The organism is Streptomyces sp. NPDC057002 (assembly GCF_042673825.1).
Taxonomy (GTDB): domain Bacteria; phylum Actinomycetota; class Actinomycetes; order Streptomycetales; family Streptomycetaceae; genus Streptomyces.
Genome location: NZ_JBHURZ010000003.1, coordinates 484,433 through 500,464, shown reverse-complemented (window position 1 = coordinate 500,464; position 16,032 = coordinate 484,433). Strand labels below are relative to the sequence as shown.

Here is a 16,032-nt window from a genome sequence, read left to right as displayed (position 1 = left end):
TGTGCCGGTGCCACACCCCTTCGTGGCGGGCTCACACAATCACAGGCTTTTGGGGCCGGGGAAGGGAGATCTGACGACTTGGGAAAGAACTTACCGATGGGCGGATCGGTCCGGATCAGGCCTGCTTCGACGCCAGCTCGATCAGCGTGATGTCCGACGGCGCGCCGACCCGGGTGGGCGGGCCCCAGGCGCCCGCGCCGCGCGAGACGTAGAGCTGGGTGTCGCCGTAGCGCTCCAGGCCCGCGAGGGTCGGGTTGACGGCGGAGGCGATGAGGTTGCCGGGCCAGAGCTGGCCGCCGTGGGTGTGGCCGGAGAGCTGGAGGTCGACGCCGTGCTCGACGGCGTCGTGGATCTGGACGGGCTGGTGGGCGAGCAGCACGCACGCGCGGGCCGTGTCCCGGTCGCCGAGCGCCCGGGCGAAGTCGGGGCCCTGGCCCTCCTCCTCGCCCGCCACGTCGTTGACTCCGGCCAGGTCGAAGTAGGGGAGCTCCCGGCGGGCGTTCTCCAGGGGGGTGAGGCCCAGGCGCCGGACCTCCTCGACCCACTGTTCGGCGCCGGAGAAGTACTCGTGGTTGCCGGTGACGAAGTAGGACCCGTGACGGGCCCTCAGCTGAGCCAGCGGGGCCGCAGCGGGGCCGAGGTCCTTGACGCTGCCGTCGACCAGGTCGCCGACGACCGCGATCAGGTCGGGCTGGGTCGCGTTGATCGTGTCGACGACCGTCTGGGCGAAGCCGCGGCCCAGGACCGGGCCGAGGTGGACGTCGCTGACCACCGCGATCCGGAACCCGTGTGCCGCGCGCGGCAGCTTGGCCAGCGGCACGGTCACCCGCTTCACCTTCGGCCCCCGCAGCACGCCGTACGTCCCGTACCCCACGGTCCCGACGGCGGCGGCCGCGGCGGCCCCGGCGACGACCCGCGAGACGAAGAGGCGGCGGGAGGGGCCGGTGGGGGCGGGGGCAGGTGTGGTGTCGGTGGTGCCGGTGGGGGTGAGCGGCTGCGGGGTGGCCTCCGGGGCGGCGGGGGTGGGGTCCGTCAGGGGGTGGGGCTCGGTGACGGACGCGGTCGCTCCGCTCGCTCCGCCGCGGAGACCGGCCTGTGCGGCGGCAGCGGCGGCCACACCGGGCGCTGCGGCGCCGACGCCGGCCTGCGGATCGGCCGCCGGCGCGGCATCGGCCGCTCCGCCATGGGGGCCGACCTGGGCGGCGGCGGCCGCAGGCGCGGAGCCCGTCGCTCCGCCGGGGGCGTCAGGGGTGTGCGGCCGGTCCGCGGGCGATGCCGTCGGCCCCGTCCCGGCTTCGGCTCTCGCTCTGTCCCGGCGTTCCAGGAACCGCCGCAGCAGGGGGCGCACGACCTCGCCCGCCACCACCGCCAGCAGCAGGTATATCGACAGGGCCAGCCACAGGAAGCCCGGCCAGGCGAGGGTCTGCTGGAGCCAGAAGGGGGCTCCGGAGCGTTCGGCGACCAGGGCCGTGATCGCCAGGGTCCAGCCTCCGGCGATCAGGACCGCGCCCGCGCGGCGGGTGAGGCCCGGTCCGCGGGTCGTGTCGCGGAACAGGCGGCGCCACACGTACCAGTTGGCCGTCACGATGACGGCCAGGACCAGCAGTGCGACGAGTACGAAGACGATGGCCACGGTGTCGTGTCTCCCGATTGCCGTTATGACGTCCGGCGCAGTGCGCGCAGACCACGCAACCCGATGGCCCCGACGGCCGTCCCCAATACGAAGGAAACGACGGCGAGCAGCAGGTGCACCCAGAAGTACGCCGTGGGACGACCGTCGTCGAAGGCGAGCCCACTGCTGTCCTTGACAAGGTTTTTGACGAAAGTGATCCAGATGACCCAGCTCCACACCCCGAAGGCGAGCAGGAACCAGGAGACGGGGCGGCTGAGCTTCATGAGTCCAGTATCGCCAGAGCGTGTCCTGTTCCGTTCCCGGGGTGGGGCCGGAGGCGGGACTTCCCTGCGTATGGCATGTACGTTTCCGACCGTGCCCGCACCGAAGAAGACCGCCAGGCGATCCCTGCTGGTCACCGCCGCCGTCCTGTCGTCCCTCGCCCTGGCCGCGCCCGCCGCCGTCGCGGCCCCGAAGCCGTCGGGCAGCCCGTCGGCGAGCCCCTCGGCCACTCCCCCGGCCTCGATGTCGTCCCTGGGCGGCGCCCGGCTCGGACGGCCGGGGACACAGGTGAACCTGGCGAGCGGTGTGCCGGTGCTGCCGAAGGACCTGAGCGCCCGCTCCTGGATCGTCTCCGACGCCGAGACCGGTGATGTGCTGGCCGCGCACAACGCGCACTGGCGGCTGGCCCCGGCGAGCACGCTGAAGATGCTGTTCGCGGACACGCTGCTGCCGAAGTTCCCCAGCACGACCGAGCACAAGGTCGTGCCCTCCGACCTGGCGGGCATCGGGGCGGGGTCCAGCATGGTCGGGATAAAGGAGGAGGAGACGTACACCGTCCACGACCTGTGGCTCGGTGTCTTCCTGCAGTCCGGCAACGACGCGGTGCATGTCCTGTCCGCGATGAACAAGGGCGTCGAGAACACCGTCAAGGAGATGAACGAGCACGCCGAGGAGCTCCAGGCCCTCGACACGCACGTCGTCAGCCCGGACGGCTACGACGCCGAGGGGCAGGTGTCGTCGGCCTACGACCTGACGCTGATCGCCCGTTCGGGGCTCCAGAAGAAGGACTTCCGGGAGTACAGCTCGACGGTCTCCGCGAAGTTCCCCGGCGAGACGAAGAAGGACAAGAAGGGGAAGTCCGTCCGCAAGCCCTTCGAGATCCGCAACACCAACCGGCTGCTGAGCGGCGACGCGGACGTGCCCGTCTACGAGGGCATCGCGGGCGTGAAGAACGGCAACACCACCAACGCGGGTGCCACGTTCACCGGCGTCGCCGAGCGGAACGGCAAGGTGCTGCTGGTCACGGTGATGAACCCGGAGAAGGACGAGCACAACGAGGTCTACAAGGAGACCGCGCGGCTGTTCGACTGGGGGTTCAAGGCGGCCGGGAAGGTGCAGCCGGTGGGTGAGCTGGTGCCGCCGAAGAGTGCCGCGGGGGGCGGTGACCGGCCCGGCGCGAACCCCTCCGGCGAGGCCGGCGGCTCCGGCGACGCCGGGACCGGTTCGAAGCCGGTGGCCAGCGCCTCGGCCGCGGACGGCTCCAGCGGCATCGGAACGGCACTCGGCATCACCGGCGGGGTCCTGGTCCTGCTCGCGGCCGGCGCCTTCCTGATCAACCGCCGCTGGCCCCTGCCGGACCTGGTACGCCGCCGGTCCCGTTCGGGCGACGACAGCTGACGCCCACACCACACTCGGGCACCACCGCACGACGACCGGGCCGGTCGGACGCCGCCTCACGGACCGACCGCCACCCACCACCACCGGGCCTGTCACGCTGACCGACCCGCCCCGGCGACGACAACCGTCCACACCGCACACGGGCTCCACCGCACGACAACCGGGCCGCTCGGACACCGCCTCACGACCCGACCGCTGCCCACCACCACCGGGCCTGTCACGCTGACCGACCCGCCCCGGCGACGACAACCGTCCACACCGCACACGGGCTCCACCGCACGACGACCGGGCCGCTCGGACACCGCCTCACGGACCGACCGCTGCCCACCACCACCGGGCCTGTCACGCCGACCGACCCGCCCCGACGACGAAAGCCGACGCCCGGGAGCCAGCAGCGCCGCACAACCACCGGCCGACCGGGCAGCGCCTCCCAGACCCACCACCACCCACCACCACCAGGCCTGACACGCCCCCCACCCGCCCGGCGACGACAGCCGACGCCCGGGAGCCAGCGGCGCCGCACAACCACCGGCCGACCGGGCAGCGCCTCCCAAACCCACCACCACCCACCACCACCGGATCCGGTACGCCACCCCACCCGCCCCGGTCACGACAGCCGTCGCACTCGGGCATCACCGCACGACAACCGGGCCGGTCGGACGACACCTCCGCGACCGACCGCCACCCACCACTACCGCACCTGGCACGCCCCCCCACCCGCCCGGCGACGACAGCCGACGCCCCGGCGGCGCCGCAGCGCTGCCGGTGTTTCCGGTCAGCCGCCGCCCGCCACTGCCGGATTCGCTGCCCCGTCGGGGCCGTCCGGGCGGTCGGGGACGGTGGCAGGGAGTTCGTCCTGTTTGCTCTGTGTTGCCGTCCAGGCGGCGCAGAAAAGGACCAGCTTCGAGGTGAAGTTGATCCACAGCAGCAGCGCGACGGGGACGCCGAACGCGCCGTACATGCTCTTCGCGGCCACGCCCTGGAGGTAGCCGCTGAGCAGGAGCTTCAGGAGTTCGAAGCCGACCGCTCCGGTCAACGCGGCCACGAACAGGCGGTGGCGCGTCGGCTCCACGCCCGGCAGCAGCGTCAGGACGTAGAGCAGCAGCAGGAAGTCGGCGAGGACGGCGACCAGGAACGCGGCGATCCGCAGCAGGACCCCGCCCCAGCCGCCCTCGTCGATGCCCAGCTGCCGGATGATCCAGCCGACCATCGCGGAGGCCACCGCCGAGGCGGCGAGGGTGACGAGGATCGCGCCGCCGAGGCCCATCAGGACACCCGCGTCCTTGGCATAGCGCAGGACCGGGTTCTCCTCCTCGTCGGGCAGCTCCCACACCGCGCGCAGACACTCGCGCATGGAGCCCGCCCAGCTGATGCCGGTGAAGAGCAGCAGCGCGCCCGCGATGAGACCGATGGCGCCGGCGTTGTCCACCAGCCCTGAGATGTCCAGCTGGTCGGAGATGCCTGGCACCTGCTCGGCGATCTTGTCCTGCAGCTTGTCCTGCTGGTCCTTGCCGAGCGTGGCGGCGGCGATCGCGGCGGCCACGGTCAGCAACGGGAACAGCGCGACGAAGCTGGTGAAGGTCATCGCGGCGGCCAGCCGCGTCCACGCCACGCGGTCCAGCCGCTCGTACGACCGCCACGCGTGCGTGATCATCAGCCGGGTCGCCCACGGCCCGACGACCGGAAGCTTTTTCAGCCAGTCCATGATCCGCTTCTGCCCTCCGCCCGGAACACCCATGTACGGGTACCCCAGAACCGCAGAATCGTGGCCAGGGCCATACCGACGACCGCGCCCGAGACCGTGTCCGCGCGCTGGGAGGTGAGCCCGAGGCCGTAGTGGCTGACGGCGAGGCAGAGCAACTGGACGGCGGCACCGGCGAGGTTCACCGCGCAGAAGACGGCGTAGGGCCGCCAGCCCCGGCCCCGCGTGGTCCGGTAGGTGCCGAGGGCGTTGCCCGCGTAGGCCACCGAGCAGGCGGCCACGAAGGACAGGGCCTTGGCGGTGAGCGGGTCGAGTCCGGCGGGGCCGCGCAGCCAGGTGAACAGGGCCAGGTCGACGGCGTAGGCGAGGAGACCGACGGCGGCGAAGCCGGCCAGTTCACGGCGCCACGGGCGTGCCGGTCGGTGCCGCCACGCGCGCGTGGTCACCAATTGGCCACCGCCAGGCCGTACATCGCCATCCACACCAGGCCGATGAGGGCGAGCGCCCGGTCACGCAGGACGACGTCCTCGGGTTCACCGGCCGTACCCCGGTCGGCGAAGACGGCGTATCTGAGGATGGCGAGGATGAAGGCGACCATGGACAGCTGCCGCCAGGGCAGCACGCTGGTGTGCGGGACGCCGCCCTCCTCCATGGCCCACAGGCAGTAGCCGAGGACGGCGGCCCCGGCCGCGAGCTGCCAGACGAAGCGGAGGTAGTCGCTGGTGTACTCGGTGAGCAACGCACGTGTGGCGCCCGCCTTTCCGGCCATCTGCACGGCTTCGGAGTAGCGCTTGGCCGACACCATGAACAGCGCGCCGAAGCCGGTGGTGATCAGGAACCAGCGCGACAGCGGGATGCCGAGGGCGAGTCCGCCGATCATCGCCCGCATCAGGAAGCCGGTCGTGACGACGGCGAGGTCGACGACGAGGACGTGCTTGAGGCTGACGCAGTAGGCCAGTTGCATGCCGAGGTAGGCGACCAGCAGGGCGGCGACGGCCGGGGGGCACAGCCGGGCCGCTGCGGCGGGCGCGAGGACGGCGAGGACACCGCCGACGGCGTAGGCGACGGGGACGGGGACCTGGCCGGCGGCGACCGGCCGGTGCCGCTTGGTGGGGTGGGCGCGGTCGGCTTCGGCGTCGCGGGCGTCGTTGACGAGGTAGACGGCGGCGGCGCAGGCGGTGAAGAGGACGAAGACGAGGGCGAGTTGCGCCAGGGCGTGCCGGGAGAAGAGGTCGCCCGCGGCCGCGGGGGCGGCGACCACGAGGACGTTCTTGATCCACTGCCGGGGGCGGGCGGTCCTGAGGAGACCGGCCAGGAGACCGCCCTTGCGGGGTTGCGCGGGCCGCTGCTCGCCGGCGCGCTGCCGCAGGACGGCCGTCTCGGCCATGGCGGGCGCCTCAGTCATGGCGGGCGCCCCCCTTCACCCAGCGGGCACCGAGCCGGGCCGTGAGCGCCCCGAGGGCGGCGCCGGCCGCGACGTCCGAGGGGTAGTGGACGCCGGCCACCAGCCGTGAGACGCACACGGCGGCGGCGAGGGGCGGGACCGCGCGCGCTCCCAGCGCGCCGAAGGCGACGGCGGCGGCCGCGGCGGAGGCGGCGTGCGAGCTGGGGAAGGAGTGCCGGCCGGCGGTGCGCACCAGGGGCTCCACATGCGCGGGGCGCGGTCGGCGCACGACTCGTTTCACGCCCATGCTGACGAGATGCGCCCCGGCGGTCAGTGCCGTGCCGCGCAGCCAGGCCCCGCGCCGCCCGCCGTCCACGGCGGCTCCGGCGAGCCCCGCCGCCAGCCACAGCGCCGCGTGCTCCCCCGCCCAGGACAGGGCCCGCGCGGCGCCCGCCACACGCGGGTCGGTGCCGCACGCCCTGAGCGCCGAAACGATCCGGTGGTCCATGTCGTGCAGGTCGTCGAGGTCGTCCATGTGGACTCACTGTTCACGCCCCCGTGGCCCGAACTCCGGCAATATTGAGCGACATCCCATTAATCACCCATTTCGGGGAGGGATGCCATGTTCGCTAACTAATCGCTCATAAGAGGGCGATACGGTCACGGACATGTCTGCCGACACCGATTCCGCCCCGGACGTCATGGGCCTGGACCACACCACCGTCACCGGCTGGGGCCGCACCGCTCCCACGGCGGGCCGGCTGATCCGCCCCAGGACGTACGAGGAGGCCGCGGCGGCCGTCCGGGAGTGCGGGGCCCGGGGCGGGATCCCCCGGGGCCTGGGACGGGCGTACGGGGACGCGGCGCAGAACGCGGGCGGGGCCGTGCTCGACATGACGGGCCTGGACCGCGTCCACGCGATCGACGCCGCCGGCGGGACCGTGCTGTGCGACGCGGGCGTCTCCCTGCACCGCCTGATGCAGGTGCTGCTGCCGCTCGGCTGGTTCGTGCCGGTCACCCCCGGCACGCGCTACGTCACCGTCGGCGGGGCGATCGGCGCCGACATCCACGGCAAGAACCACCATGTCTCGGGCTCGTTCGCGCGGCACGTGCTGTCCTTCGAACTCCTCACCGCCGACGGCGAGATCCGCACGGTGGTCCCCGGCACGCCCCTGTTCGACGCCACCGCGGGCGGCATGGGACTGACCGGCGTGATCCTCACCGCGACGATCCGCCTCCAGCCGGTCGAGACCTCGCTGATGTCGGTCGACACCGAACGGGCGGCGGACCTCGACGACCTGATGGCCCGGCTGACGGCCACCGACCACCGCTACCGCTACTCGGTCGCCTGGATCGACCTGCTGGCCCGTGGCGCCGCCACCGGCCGGGCGGTCCTCACCCGCGGCGACCACGCGCCCCTGGACGCGCTGCCCGCCCGGCTGCGCACGGACCCGCTGGCCTTCCGCACCGCCCGCCTCCCGGCCGCCCCTGCCGTCGTCCCCGAGGGCCTGCTCAGCCGGACCACCGTGGGCCTCTTCAACGAGCTCTGGTACCGCAAGTCCCCGCGCGCACGGGTCGGCCGGCTCCAGCGGATCTCGGCCTTCTTCCACCCCCTGGACGGCGTGCCCCACTGGAACCGCGTCTACGGCCGCGGCGGCTTCGTGCAGTACCAGTTCGTCGTCGGCCACGGCCGGGAGGACGCGCTGCGCGGCGTCGTCCGCCGTATCGCGGAACGCCGCTGCCCGTCCTTCCTGGCCGTCCTCAAGCGCTTCGGGGAGTCAGACCCGGGCTGGCTGTCGTTCCCCGTGCCGGGCTGGACGCTGGCGCTGGACATCCCGGCGGGGCTGCCCGGCCTCGGGGCGTTCCTCGACGAACTCGACGAGGAGGTCGCCGCCGCGGGCGGGCGCGTCTACCTCGCCAAGGACGCCCGGCTGCGCCCGGACCTGCTCGCGGCCATGTACCCGCGCCTCGACGACTTCCGCGCACTGCGCGCCGAACTGGACCCGCACGGGGTGTTCGTGTCCGACCTGGCCCGCCGCCTCAACCTCTAGGCACTAGGAGCTTCCATGAAGGACGCCTTCGGTCTCCCCCAGTCCCTGCTCGTCCTCGGCGGTACGTCGGAGATCGCGCTGGCGACCGCCCGTCGGCTGATCGCCCGCCGCACCCGCACGGTCTGGCTGGCGGGCCGCCCCTCTGCCGCCCTGGAGGAGGCCGCCGGGCGGCTGCGCGGGCTCGGGGCCGATGTGCACACCATCGCCTTCGACGCGCTCGACCCCGGCTCCCACGAGGGCGTGCTCGGCAAGGTGTTCGCCGAGGGCGACATCGACATGGTGCTGCTCGCCTTCGGCCTGCTCGGCGACCAGGCCCGTGACGAGCGGGAGCCGGAGGCGGCGGTGCGGGTCGCGCAGACCAACTACACCGGCGCGGTCTCGGCGAGCCTGGTGTGCGCCCGCGCGCTCCAGTCCCAGGGGCACGGCTCCCTGGTCGTCATGTCCTCCGTGGCGGGCGAGCGGGCCCGTCGCGCGAACTTCATCTACGGCTCGAGCAAGGCCGGCCTCGACGCCTTCGCGCAGGGCCTGGGCGACGCGCTGCACGGCACGGGCGTGCACGTCATGGTCGTACGCCCCGGCTTCGTCCGTACGCGGATGACCGCCGGCCTGCCCGAGGCACCCCTGGCGACCACGCCCGAGGCCGTCGCGACGGCCGTGGAGCTGGGTCTGCGCCGCCGCTCGGAGACGGTGTGGGTACCCGGCGCCCTGCGCGTGGTGATGGCGGCGCTGCGCCACCTGCCGCGCGCGGTGTTCCGGCGGCTGCCGATCTGACTGCGGTTCAGCGCGTGGGGACCGAGCCGCGTTCCGCGGGGCCGGCCTGAAACGGCACGACCGCGCCGCCGAAGGGGAACTCGCGGAGCTTGCGCCAGACGCCGTCGGCGCCCTGTTCGTAGAGGGCGAAGCCGGTGCAGGGCCACTCGGCCTCGTAGCCGGCGAGTTCCTCGAAGGCGCGGTCCATCGCCGCCTCGTCGATGCCGTGCGCCACCGTGACGTGCGGGTGGTACGGGAACTGCAGTTCGCGCGGGACCGGCCCGGCGGGGTCGCGGACCTGCTGCTGGAGCCCCGTGCAGGCCTCCGCTCCCGAGACGACCTGGACGAACACGACCGGCGACACGGGCCGGAACGTACCCGTGCCGGACAGCCGCATGGGGAACGGCCGGCCGGCCGCGGCGACCTCGGTCAGATGCGCCTCGACGGCCGGCAGGGCGTCCTCGTCGATCTCCGTCGGCGGCAGCAGGGTGACGTGCGTGGGGATGCCGTGAGCCGAGGCGTCGCCGAAGCCCGCGCGCAGCTGCTGGAGCTCGCTGCCGTGAGGCTCCGGGACCGCGATCGAGACACCGATCGTTACGGTCCCCACGTCGTCTCCTGTCGTTCAGTTGGCGGGTCGCTGATACGACCACCCGGTTATCGACTGTACGGCCACGGCCGGGTTACGGGCAGGCGCAACCGGAGTGATGTACAGCGCTGTCGGGTGGTACGGCTGTGCGCGGGGGCGGGTTCAGTGCTTGGCGGGCAGGAAACCGACCCTGTCGTACGCCTGGGAAAGGGTTTCCGCGGCGACCGCGCGTGCCTTCTCGGCGCCCTTGGCGAGGATCGAGTCGAGCGTCTCGGGGTCGTCCAGGTACTGCTGGGTGCGCTCCCGGAACGGCGTCACGAAATCGACCATGACCTCCGCGAGGTCCGTCTTGAGCGCGCCGTAGCCCTTGCCCTCGTACTTCGCCTCCAGCTCGGCGATGCTCTCCCCCGTGAGGGTCGAGTAGATGCCGAGGAGGTTGCTGATGCCGGGCTTCTCGGCCGCGTCGAAGCGGATGACGGTGTCGGTGTCCGTGACCGCGCTCTTGACCTTCTTCGCGGTGGCCTTCGGCTCGTCGAGGAGGTTGATCAGGCCCTTCGGCGTGGACGCCGACTTGCTCATCTTGATCGTCGGGTCCTGAAGATCGTAGATCTTCGCCGTCTCCTTCAGGATGTACGGCTTCGGCACGGTGAAGGTCGGGCCGAAACGGCCGTTGAAGCGCTCGGCGAGGTCGCGGGTGAGCTCGATGTGCTGGCGCTGGTCCTCGCCGACCGGGACCTCGTGGGCCTGGTAGAGCAGGATGTCCGCGACCTGGAGGATCGGGTACGTGAACAGGCCGACGGACGCGCGCTCGGCGCCCTGCTTGGCGGACTTGTCCTTGAACTGGGTCATCCGGCCGGCCTCGCCGAAGCCGGTGAGGCAGTTCATGATCCAGGCGAGCTGGGCGTGCTCGGGGACGTGGCTCTGGACGAAGAGCGTGCAGCGGTCCGGGTCGAGACCGGCCGCGAGGAGCTGGGCCGCGGCCAGGCGCGTGTTCGCGCGCAGGTCCTTCGGGTCCTGCGGGATGGTGATCGCGTGCAGGTCGACGACCATGTAGAACGCGTCGTGGGTCTCCTGGAGGGCCACCCACTGGCGGACGGCGCCGAGGTAGTTGCCGAGGTGGAACGAGCCGGCGGTGGGCTGGATACCGGAGAGCACGCGGGGACGGTCAGAGGCCATGTTTCTCATTGTCTCAGAGAGCTCAGGGGGCTCGGGTCGCGGGGAACTGCGGGCCGGTGGGGCTTGTTCGCGCAGTTCCCCGCGCCCCTGGGGACGCTGCCCCTGAGGGCGTTTGTCAGCCGAGGTCGATTTCCGGGTACAGGGGGAAGCCCGCGACCAGGTCCGTGGCCCGCTGGGAGATCTCGTCGGCGATCTTCGCGTCGAGGATGTGCTGGGCCTTGGAGGGGGCGCCCGACTTGGTCGTGCCCGCTTCCGTGCTGGTGAGGACGCGGTCGATGAGGCCGGCGACCTCGTCCATCTCCGCCGTGCCCAGGCCGCGGGTGGTCAGGGCCGGGGTGCCGATGCGGATGCCGGAGGTGTACCAGGCGCCGTTCGGGTCGGCGGGGATCGCGTTGCGGTTGGTGACGATGCCCGAGTCGAGCAGGGCGGCCTCGGCCTGGCGGCCGGTGAGGCCGTAGGAGGAGGCGACGTCGATCAGGTTGAGGTGGTTGTCCGTGCCGCCCGTCACCAGGGTCGCGCCGCGCCGCATCAGGCCCTCGGCGAGGGCGCGGGAGTTGTCGACGATGCGCTGGGCGTAGTCACGGAAGGACTCCTGGCGGGCCTCCGCGAGGGCGACGGCCTTGGCGGCCATCACGTGCGGGAGCGGGCCGCCGAGGACCATCGGGCAGCCGCGGTCGACCTGGTCCTTCAGGGTGTCGTCGCACAGGACCATGCCGCCGCGGGGGCCGCGCAGCGACTTGTGGGTGGTCGTCGTCACGATCTGGGCGTGCGGGACCGGGTCGAAGTCGCCGGTCAGGACCTTGCCCGCGACCAGGCCGGCGAAGTGCGCCATGTCGACCATCAGCGTGGCGCCGACCTCGTCGGCGATCTCGCGCATGATCCGGAAGTTCACCAGGCGGGGGTAGGCCGAGTAGCCCGCGACGATGATCAGCGGCTTGAACTCGCGGGCCTGGGCGCGCAGGGCCTCGTAGTCGATCAGGCCGGTGGCCGGGCCGGTGCCGTAGGAGCGCTGGTCGAACATCTTGCCGGAGATGTTCGGGCGGAATCCGTGGGTGAGGTGGCCGCCGGCGTCCAGGGACATGCCCAGCATCCGCTGGTTGCCGAAGGCCTGGCGCAGCTCGGACCAGTCGGCCTCGGTCAGGTCGTTGATCTGGCGTACGCCGGTCTTCTCCAGGAAGGGCACCTCGACGCGGGCGCCGAGGACGGCCCAGAAGGCGACGAGGTTGGCGTCGATGCCGGAGTGCGGCTGGACGTAGGCGTGGCGGGCGCCGAAGAGCTCCTTGGCGTGCTCGGCGGCCAGGGACTCGACGGTGTCGACGTTGCGGCAGCCGGCGTAGAAGCGGCGGCCGATGGTGCCCTCGGCGTACTTGTCGCTGAACCAGTTGCCCATGGTCAGGAGGGTGGCCGGGGAGGCGTAGTTCTCGGAGGCGATCAGCTTGAGCATCTCGCGCTGGTCGGCGACCTCCTGGCCGATGGCGTCCGCCACGCGGGGCTCCACGGCGCGGATGACGTCCAGCGCGGCGCGGTAGGCGGTGGAAGCGGGGGAGAGGGGCTCGGGCATGGGGACCTCCGGACGTTGCGTTCAGCGTTCACGGTACGGCCCAGGCGCACGGCTCTTGTCGTTCGGGCCGCTCCCCGATGGTTTGTCCCATCCCAGCGCGCCAGTCACGGCCCACGGTCAGCCTACCGGGTTGCTCATCGTTGCCGGGTGCGGGTGCGTTGTGGTTGTTCGCGCAGTTCCCCGCGCCCCTGAAGGCGTCAGCCCCCACCCCGCTCAAAGGATCACGTGGGGCAGGAACCTTGCGTACTCGTCTGTGATCAAGCCCGATGACTCTCTGATGCCCAGGCCCGCCGACTCGTTCTCCACCACCCACGCGCCCAGGACCACGCGGTTGCCGTCGAAGTCGGGCAGGGGGGCCAGCCGCTGGTAGACGCAGGGTTCGTCGCGGAGGGCGGGGGCCGAGCCCGGGTCGTGGATCGTGACGCCCGCGCCCTCTCGGCCGAGGAGAGGTTTGGCCACCCAGCCCGTGGTGGACAGGGCGCGGGGGCCGTCCAGGTACGCGGGGAGGAGGTTCGGGTGGTCCGGGTACAGCTCCCAGAGGATCGCCAGCAGCGCCTTGTTGCTGAGGAGCATCTTCCAGGCCGGTTCGATCCACAGCGTGGAGCCCGTGCCGCCGCCGTTGTCGAGGGTGTCCAGGACGTGGTCGGCGAAGCGGTCGGTGGTGAGCCACTCCCAGGGGTAGAGCTTGAAGGCGCTGCGGATGAAGCGGAGGCGGTTGTCGACGAAGCGGCCGGAGAGGCGGTCCCAGCCGATCTCCTCCATGGCGATCCAGTCGGTGGCCAGGCCCGCCTGCTCGGCCGTCTCCTTCAGGTAGGCGACCGTCATCATGTCCTCGCCGAGTTCGTCGGCGGAGGAGTACGCGAAGTACAGGGGGCTGCCCGGCGGGAGGAGGGCGGCCTGCTTCTTCCAGGCGTCGATGAGGCGTTCGTGGAGGGAGTTCCACTGGTCGGCGCCGGGGAAGCGCTCCTCCATCCAGAACCACTGGGGGGACGCGGCCTCGACCAGTGAGGTGGGGGTGTCGGCGTTGTACTCCAGGAGCTTGGCCGGGCCGGTCCCGTCGTAGCGCAGGTCGAAACGGCCGTAGAGAGAGGGGAGTTCGGCGCGGCGGTGCCAGGACTCGGCGACCGCACGGGCGACGCGGGGGTCGGTGATGCCCAGGTCGGCGAAACGGTCCTCGGCGACGATGTGGGCGGCCGCCGCCAGGCACATGCGGTGGAGCTCCTCTACGACCTCTTCCAGGGCCTCGATCTCCGGAAGGGTGAAGACGTAGTACGCGCTTTCGTCCCAGTAGGGGCGCAGGGAGTCGTCGGGGTAGCGGGTGAGGGGGTAGATCAGGCCCTGTTCCTCGACGGTCTGCTGCCAGCCGGGGCGGGGCTCCATGGTGCGGCGTTCCATCTGCCCGGGCCCGCTCAGCCGCCGCCGCTGCCGGAGCCCGAGCAGCCGAAGCCGCCCCGGTCGACGGCCTCGCTGCGGCTGAAGGTGCCGTTGTCGGCGTAGCCGGCGCTGACGTCGGCGTCGTAGTACCAGTCGGCGTCCGTGGTCTTGGACTTCCCGCTCTTCTTGCGGCCCTTGCCGTAGGAGGAGCCGGACGAGGAGCCGGAGTTGCAGTTCTTGTCGGCGACGACCTTGTAGCCGTTGATGTAGTCGTAGCTGTCCCGGTCCACACAGCGGCGGTCCGGGTCGGAGCCGCAGGCGGAGAGGGCCGCCGCGAGGACACCCATGCCGCCCAGCACCACCGTGCTGGAGCGCAGCCGTCGACGTGTTTCGGCCATGTTCGTCTCTCCCCCGTGTTCTTCGTGTCGTGTACGGCGTCGGTACCGCTTCGGGTACCGCGCCGGGTACTGCCGAGCGGTCAGCCTAGAGATCGGTGAGAGCGGGCGTGCATGCCCCCCTGCCCGCGCCCCCTCCCCTACTGTCGTTTTGTGATCTTTGGAATGGTGTGCGCCCTTGGTGCGGCCGTCTGTTTCGGTACGGCGACGGTGTTTCAGGCGATGGCCGCGCGGGCGGCCGCGGCGACCGGCCCGGGCGGGGACGTGGCGCTGCTGTGGCGGGCGCTGCGGCAGTGGCGGTATCTGCTGGGGCTCGCGCTGGACGGGCTCGGATTCCTGCTCCAGATCATCGCGCTGCGGTCGGTGCCGATCTATGCCGTGGGGGCGGCGCTGGCCGCGAGCCTCGCGGTGACGGCCGTGGTCGCGGCGCGACTGCTCGAGGTGCGGCTGAGCCGCGTGGAGTGGGCCGCGGTGGGGGTGGTGTGCGCCGGGCTCGCGCTGCTGGGGCTTGCGGCCGGGGCAGAGGGTGACGAGTCCGGGCCGGACTGGCTGAAATGGGCGATGCTCGGGGCGGCGGGCGGGGTGCTGCTGCTCGGGGCGGTGGGCGGGCGGCTGCCGGAGCGGGGGCGGGCGCTCGCGCTCGGTCTGGGGGCAGGCTGCGGGTTCGGGGTGGTGGAGGTGGCGGTCCGGCTCATCGACGGGCTGTCGCCCGGGGAGCTCTTCACGAACCCGGCGGCTTACGCGCTGGTGCTCGGGGGCGGGGCCGCGTTCCTGCTGCTGACCTCGGCCCTGCAGCGCGGGTCGGTGACCACGGCGACCGCCGGTCTGGTGCTCGGGGAGACGGTCGCGCCCGCGCTGATCGGCGTGATCTGGCTCGGGGACCGTACACGGGAGGGGCTGGGCTGGCTGGCGGTGCTCGGTTTCGCGGTGGCGGTGGCCGGGGCGCTGGCGCTGTCGCGGTTCGGGGAGGCGCCGGTGGAGTCCGGGGGCGGGGCGGTGGCGGGGGAAGCCGGGGAGGACGCGGTCACGCCGAAGTGAGCTGGGCTTTTCCGCGGGAGGGCGCACCTGCCGTAAAGCTTCACGTTCCGGACGACTTCCGGGCGGCCGGAAAATTGTTTGTTGAATCTTGAACGCGCGGGAACCGCTTTCCGTATGGGACGGCGTGACCAGTAATCCCGTCACGGTCACCGTGGCCTATCGCGTGACGCCGGGCCGAGCGGCCGACTTCCACTCCTGGGGGTGGGCCATGCTGGGCGCGACCGCGCGGCAGCCGGGTTTTTTGGGGGGTGGGGTACTTGTCGACGGAGGGGCGGAGTGGCATGTCGTCTATCGCTTCGCCAGCGAGGGGTCGGCCCTGGCCTGGGAGCGATCGCCCTCCCGGACACAGTGGGACGCCCGGCTGGAGGGGGTCGCGCGGGAGGCGGAGCGCCGGAGAGTGCCGGGCGCCAGGGCCTGGTTCGACGCGCAGACGCTGACGCCCCCGCCGCCGGCACCGCCGAAGAAATGGAAACTGTGGTTCGTGAATATGAGCGCGGTTTTTCCGCCGGTGCTCCTGTTCAATCTGACAGTGCTTCCCTATCTCGGTGACCTCAATGCACTGATACGCACGCTGTTGTTATGTCTGTGTGTGACCGCCCTTGTCACCTGGATTCTCATGCCGCGCCTTCAGCGTTTCTTCAAGAAATGGCTGTACCCGTCGCTCCAGGCGCTTCGTGGGCGGCACAAACGCCGGGCCACGTAGGTCCGCGAACGAACAGAGGG

At 72.0% G+C, this 16,032-nt stretch carries 16 protein-coding genes and 1 riboswitch; of the genes, 5 read left to right on the top strand and 11 right to left on the bottom strand.

The window, feature by feature from the left end; translation table 11 throughout:
* Positions 1-115 precede the first annotated feature (115 nt).
* Together ACFT32_RS16760 and ACFT32_RS16755 are read right to left on the bottom strand one after the other, a co-directional pair.
* Positions 116-1,633, bottom strand: coding sequence for a metallophosphoesterase (locus ACFT32_RS16760; protein ID WP_382489592.1), 1,518 nt, complete (start codon positions 1,631-1,633; stop codon positions 116-118).
* A 23-nt stretch (positions 1,634-1,656) separates the two neighbouring features.
* A complete protein-coding gene (locus ACFT32_RS16755; RefSeq protein ID WP_382489590.1) occupies positions 1,657-1,896 on the bottom strand; it encodes an SCO4848 family membrane protein in 240 nt (79 codons plus the stop codon).
* Positions 1,897-1,987: 91 nt separating this feature from the next.
* On the opposite strand from ACFT32_RS16755, the gene ACFT32_RS16750 reads away from it, so the two are divergent.
* Entirely contained in the window at positions 1,988-3,292 is a 1,305-nt protein-coding gene (locus tag ACFT32_RS16750) for a D-alanyl-D-alanine carboxypeptidase family protein (RefSeq protein WP_382489588.1), read from the top strand.
* A gap of 775 nt (positions 3,293-4,067) precedes the next feature.
* Here the strand turns inward: ACFT32_RS16750 and ACFT32_RS16745 are convergent.
* From ACFT32_RS16745 to ACFT32_RS16730, 4 genes are read right to left on the bottom strand one after another with little or no spacing between them, the layout of a single operon-like run.
* On the bottom strand, positions 4,068-4,997 hold the full coding sequence (locus ACFT32_RS16745; protein WP_382489586.1) for a YihY/virulence factor BrkB family protein: 930 nt from the start codon (positions 4,995-4,997) through the stop codon (positions 4,068-4,070).
* A complete protein-coding gene (locus ACFT32_RS16740) occupies positions 4,985-5,440 on the bottom strand; it encodes a GtrA family protein (RefSeq protein WP_382489585.1) in 456 nt (151 codons plus the stop codon). Before ACFT32_RS16740 ends, ACFT32_RS16745 begins: the two co-directional genes overlap by 13 nt.
* Positions 5,437-6,381, bottom strand: coding sequence for a decaprenyl-phosphate phosphoribosyltransferase (locus ACFT32_RS16735; RefSeq protein WP_382490721.1), 945 nt, complete (start codon positions 6,379-6,381; stop codon positions 5,437-5,439). Before ACFT32_RS16735 ends, ACFT32_RS16740 begins: the two co-directional genes overlap by 4 nt.
* Before the next feature lie 10 nt (positions 6,382-6,391).
* Positions 6,392-6,913 carry a phosphatase PAP2 family protein gene (locus ACFT32_RS16730; protein WP_382489584.1) on the bottom strand — a complete coding sequence of 174 codons (522 nt, stop codon included), beginning with the start codon at positions 6,911-6,913 and terminating at the stop codon, positions 6,392-6,394.
* A 133-nt stretch (positions 6,914-7,046) separates the two neighbouring features.
* Here ACFT32_RS16730 and ACFT32_RS16725 point away from each other — a divergent pair, with 133 nt between their 5' ends.
* Together ACFT32_RS16725 and ACFT32_RS16720 are read left to right on the top strand one after the other, a co-directional pair.
* On the top strand, positions 7,047-8,429 hold the full coding sequence (locus ACFT32_RS16725; protein ID WP_382489582.1) for an FAD-binding protein: 1,383 nt from the start codon (positions 7,047-7,049) through the stop codon (positions 8,427-8,429).
* Between the two features lie 15 nt (positions 8,430-8,444).
* A complete protein-coding gene (locus ACFT32_RS16720) occupies positions 8,445-9,200 on the top strand; it encodes a decaprenylphospho-beta-D-erythro-pentofuranosid-2-ulose 2-reductase (protein WP_382489581.1) in 756 nt (251 codons plus the stop codon).
* Between the two features lie 7 nt (positions 9,201-9,207).
* Here ACFT32_RS16720 and ACFT32_RS16715 read toward each other — a convergent pair whose 3' ends face one another.
* The 5 genes from ACFT32_RS16715 to ACFT32_RS16695 form a co-directional block, all read right to left on the bottom strand.
* Positions 9,208-9,786: a 2'-5' RNA ligase family protein gene (locus ACFT32_RS16715; RefSeq protein WP_382489580.1), complete on the bottom strand. Its 579-nt coding sequence runs from the start codon at positions 9,784-9,786 to the stop codon at positions 9,208-9,210.
* Positions 9,787-9,927: 141 nt separating this feature from the next.
* Positions 9,928-10,941, bottom strand: coding sequence for a tryptophan--tRNA ligase (trpS, locus tag ACFT32_RS16710; RefSeq protein ID WP_382489579.1), 1,014 nt, complete (start codon positions 10,939-10,941; stop codon positions 9,928-9,930).
* 115 nt (positions 10,942-11,056) lie between these two features.
* The gene (locus ACFT32_RS16705; protein ID WP_382489577.1) at positions 11,057-12,502 is read right to left on the bottom strand and encodes a glycine hydroxymethyltransferase; all 1,446 of its coding nucleotides are present in this window, start codon (positions 12,500-12,502) and stop codon (positions 11,057-11,059) included.
* A gap of 31 nt (positions 12,503-12,533) precedes the next feature.
* Positions 12,534-12,620: riboswitch (ZMP/ZTP riboswitch) on the bottom strand.
* 95 nt (positions 12,621-12,715) lie between these two features.
* Positions 12,716-13,897 (bottom strand): glutathionylspermidine synthase family protein, encoded by a 1,182-nt coding sequence (locus ACFT32_RS16700; RefSeq protein WP_382489576.1) that lies wholly within the window; start codon positions 13,895-13,897, stop codon positions 12,716-12,718.
* Between the two features lie 14 nt (positions 13,898-13,911).
* Positions 13,912-14,274: a hypothetical protein gene (locus ACFT32_RS16695; RefSeq protein WP_382489574.1), complete on the bottom strand. Its 363-nt coding sequence runs from the start codon at positions 14,272-14,274 to the stop codon at positions 13,912-13,914.
* 162 nt (positions 14,275-14,436) lie between these two features.
* On the opposite strand from ACFT32_RS16695, the gene ACFT32_RS16690 reads away from it, so the two are divergent.
* A complete protein-coding gene (locus ACFT32_RS16690) occupies positions 14,437-15,309 on the top strand; it encodes a hypothetical protein (RefSeq protein WP_382490719.1) in 873 nt (290 codons plus the stop codon).
* A gap of 88 nt (positions 15,310-15,397) precedes the next feature.
* Positions 15,398-16,012, top strand: a complete 615-nt coding sequence (locus tag ACFT32_RS16685) for an antibiotic biosynthesis monooxygenase (RefSeq protein WP_382489572.1) — start codon at positions 15,398-15,400, stop codon at positions 16,010-16,012.
* Positions 16,013-16,032 lie beyond the last annotated feature (20 nt).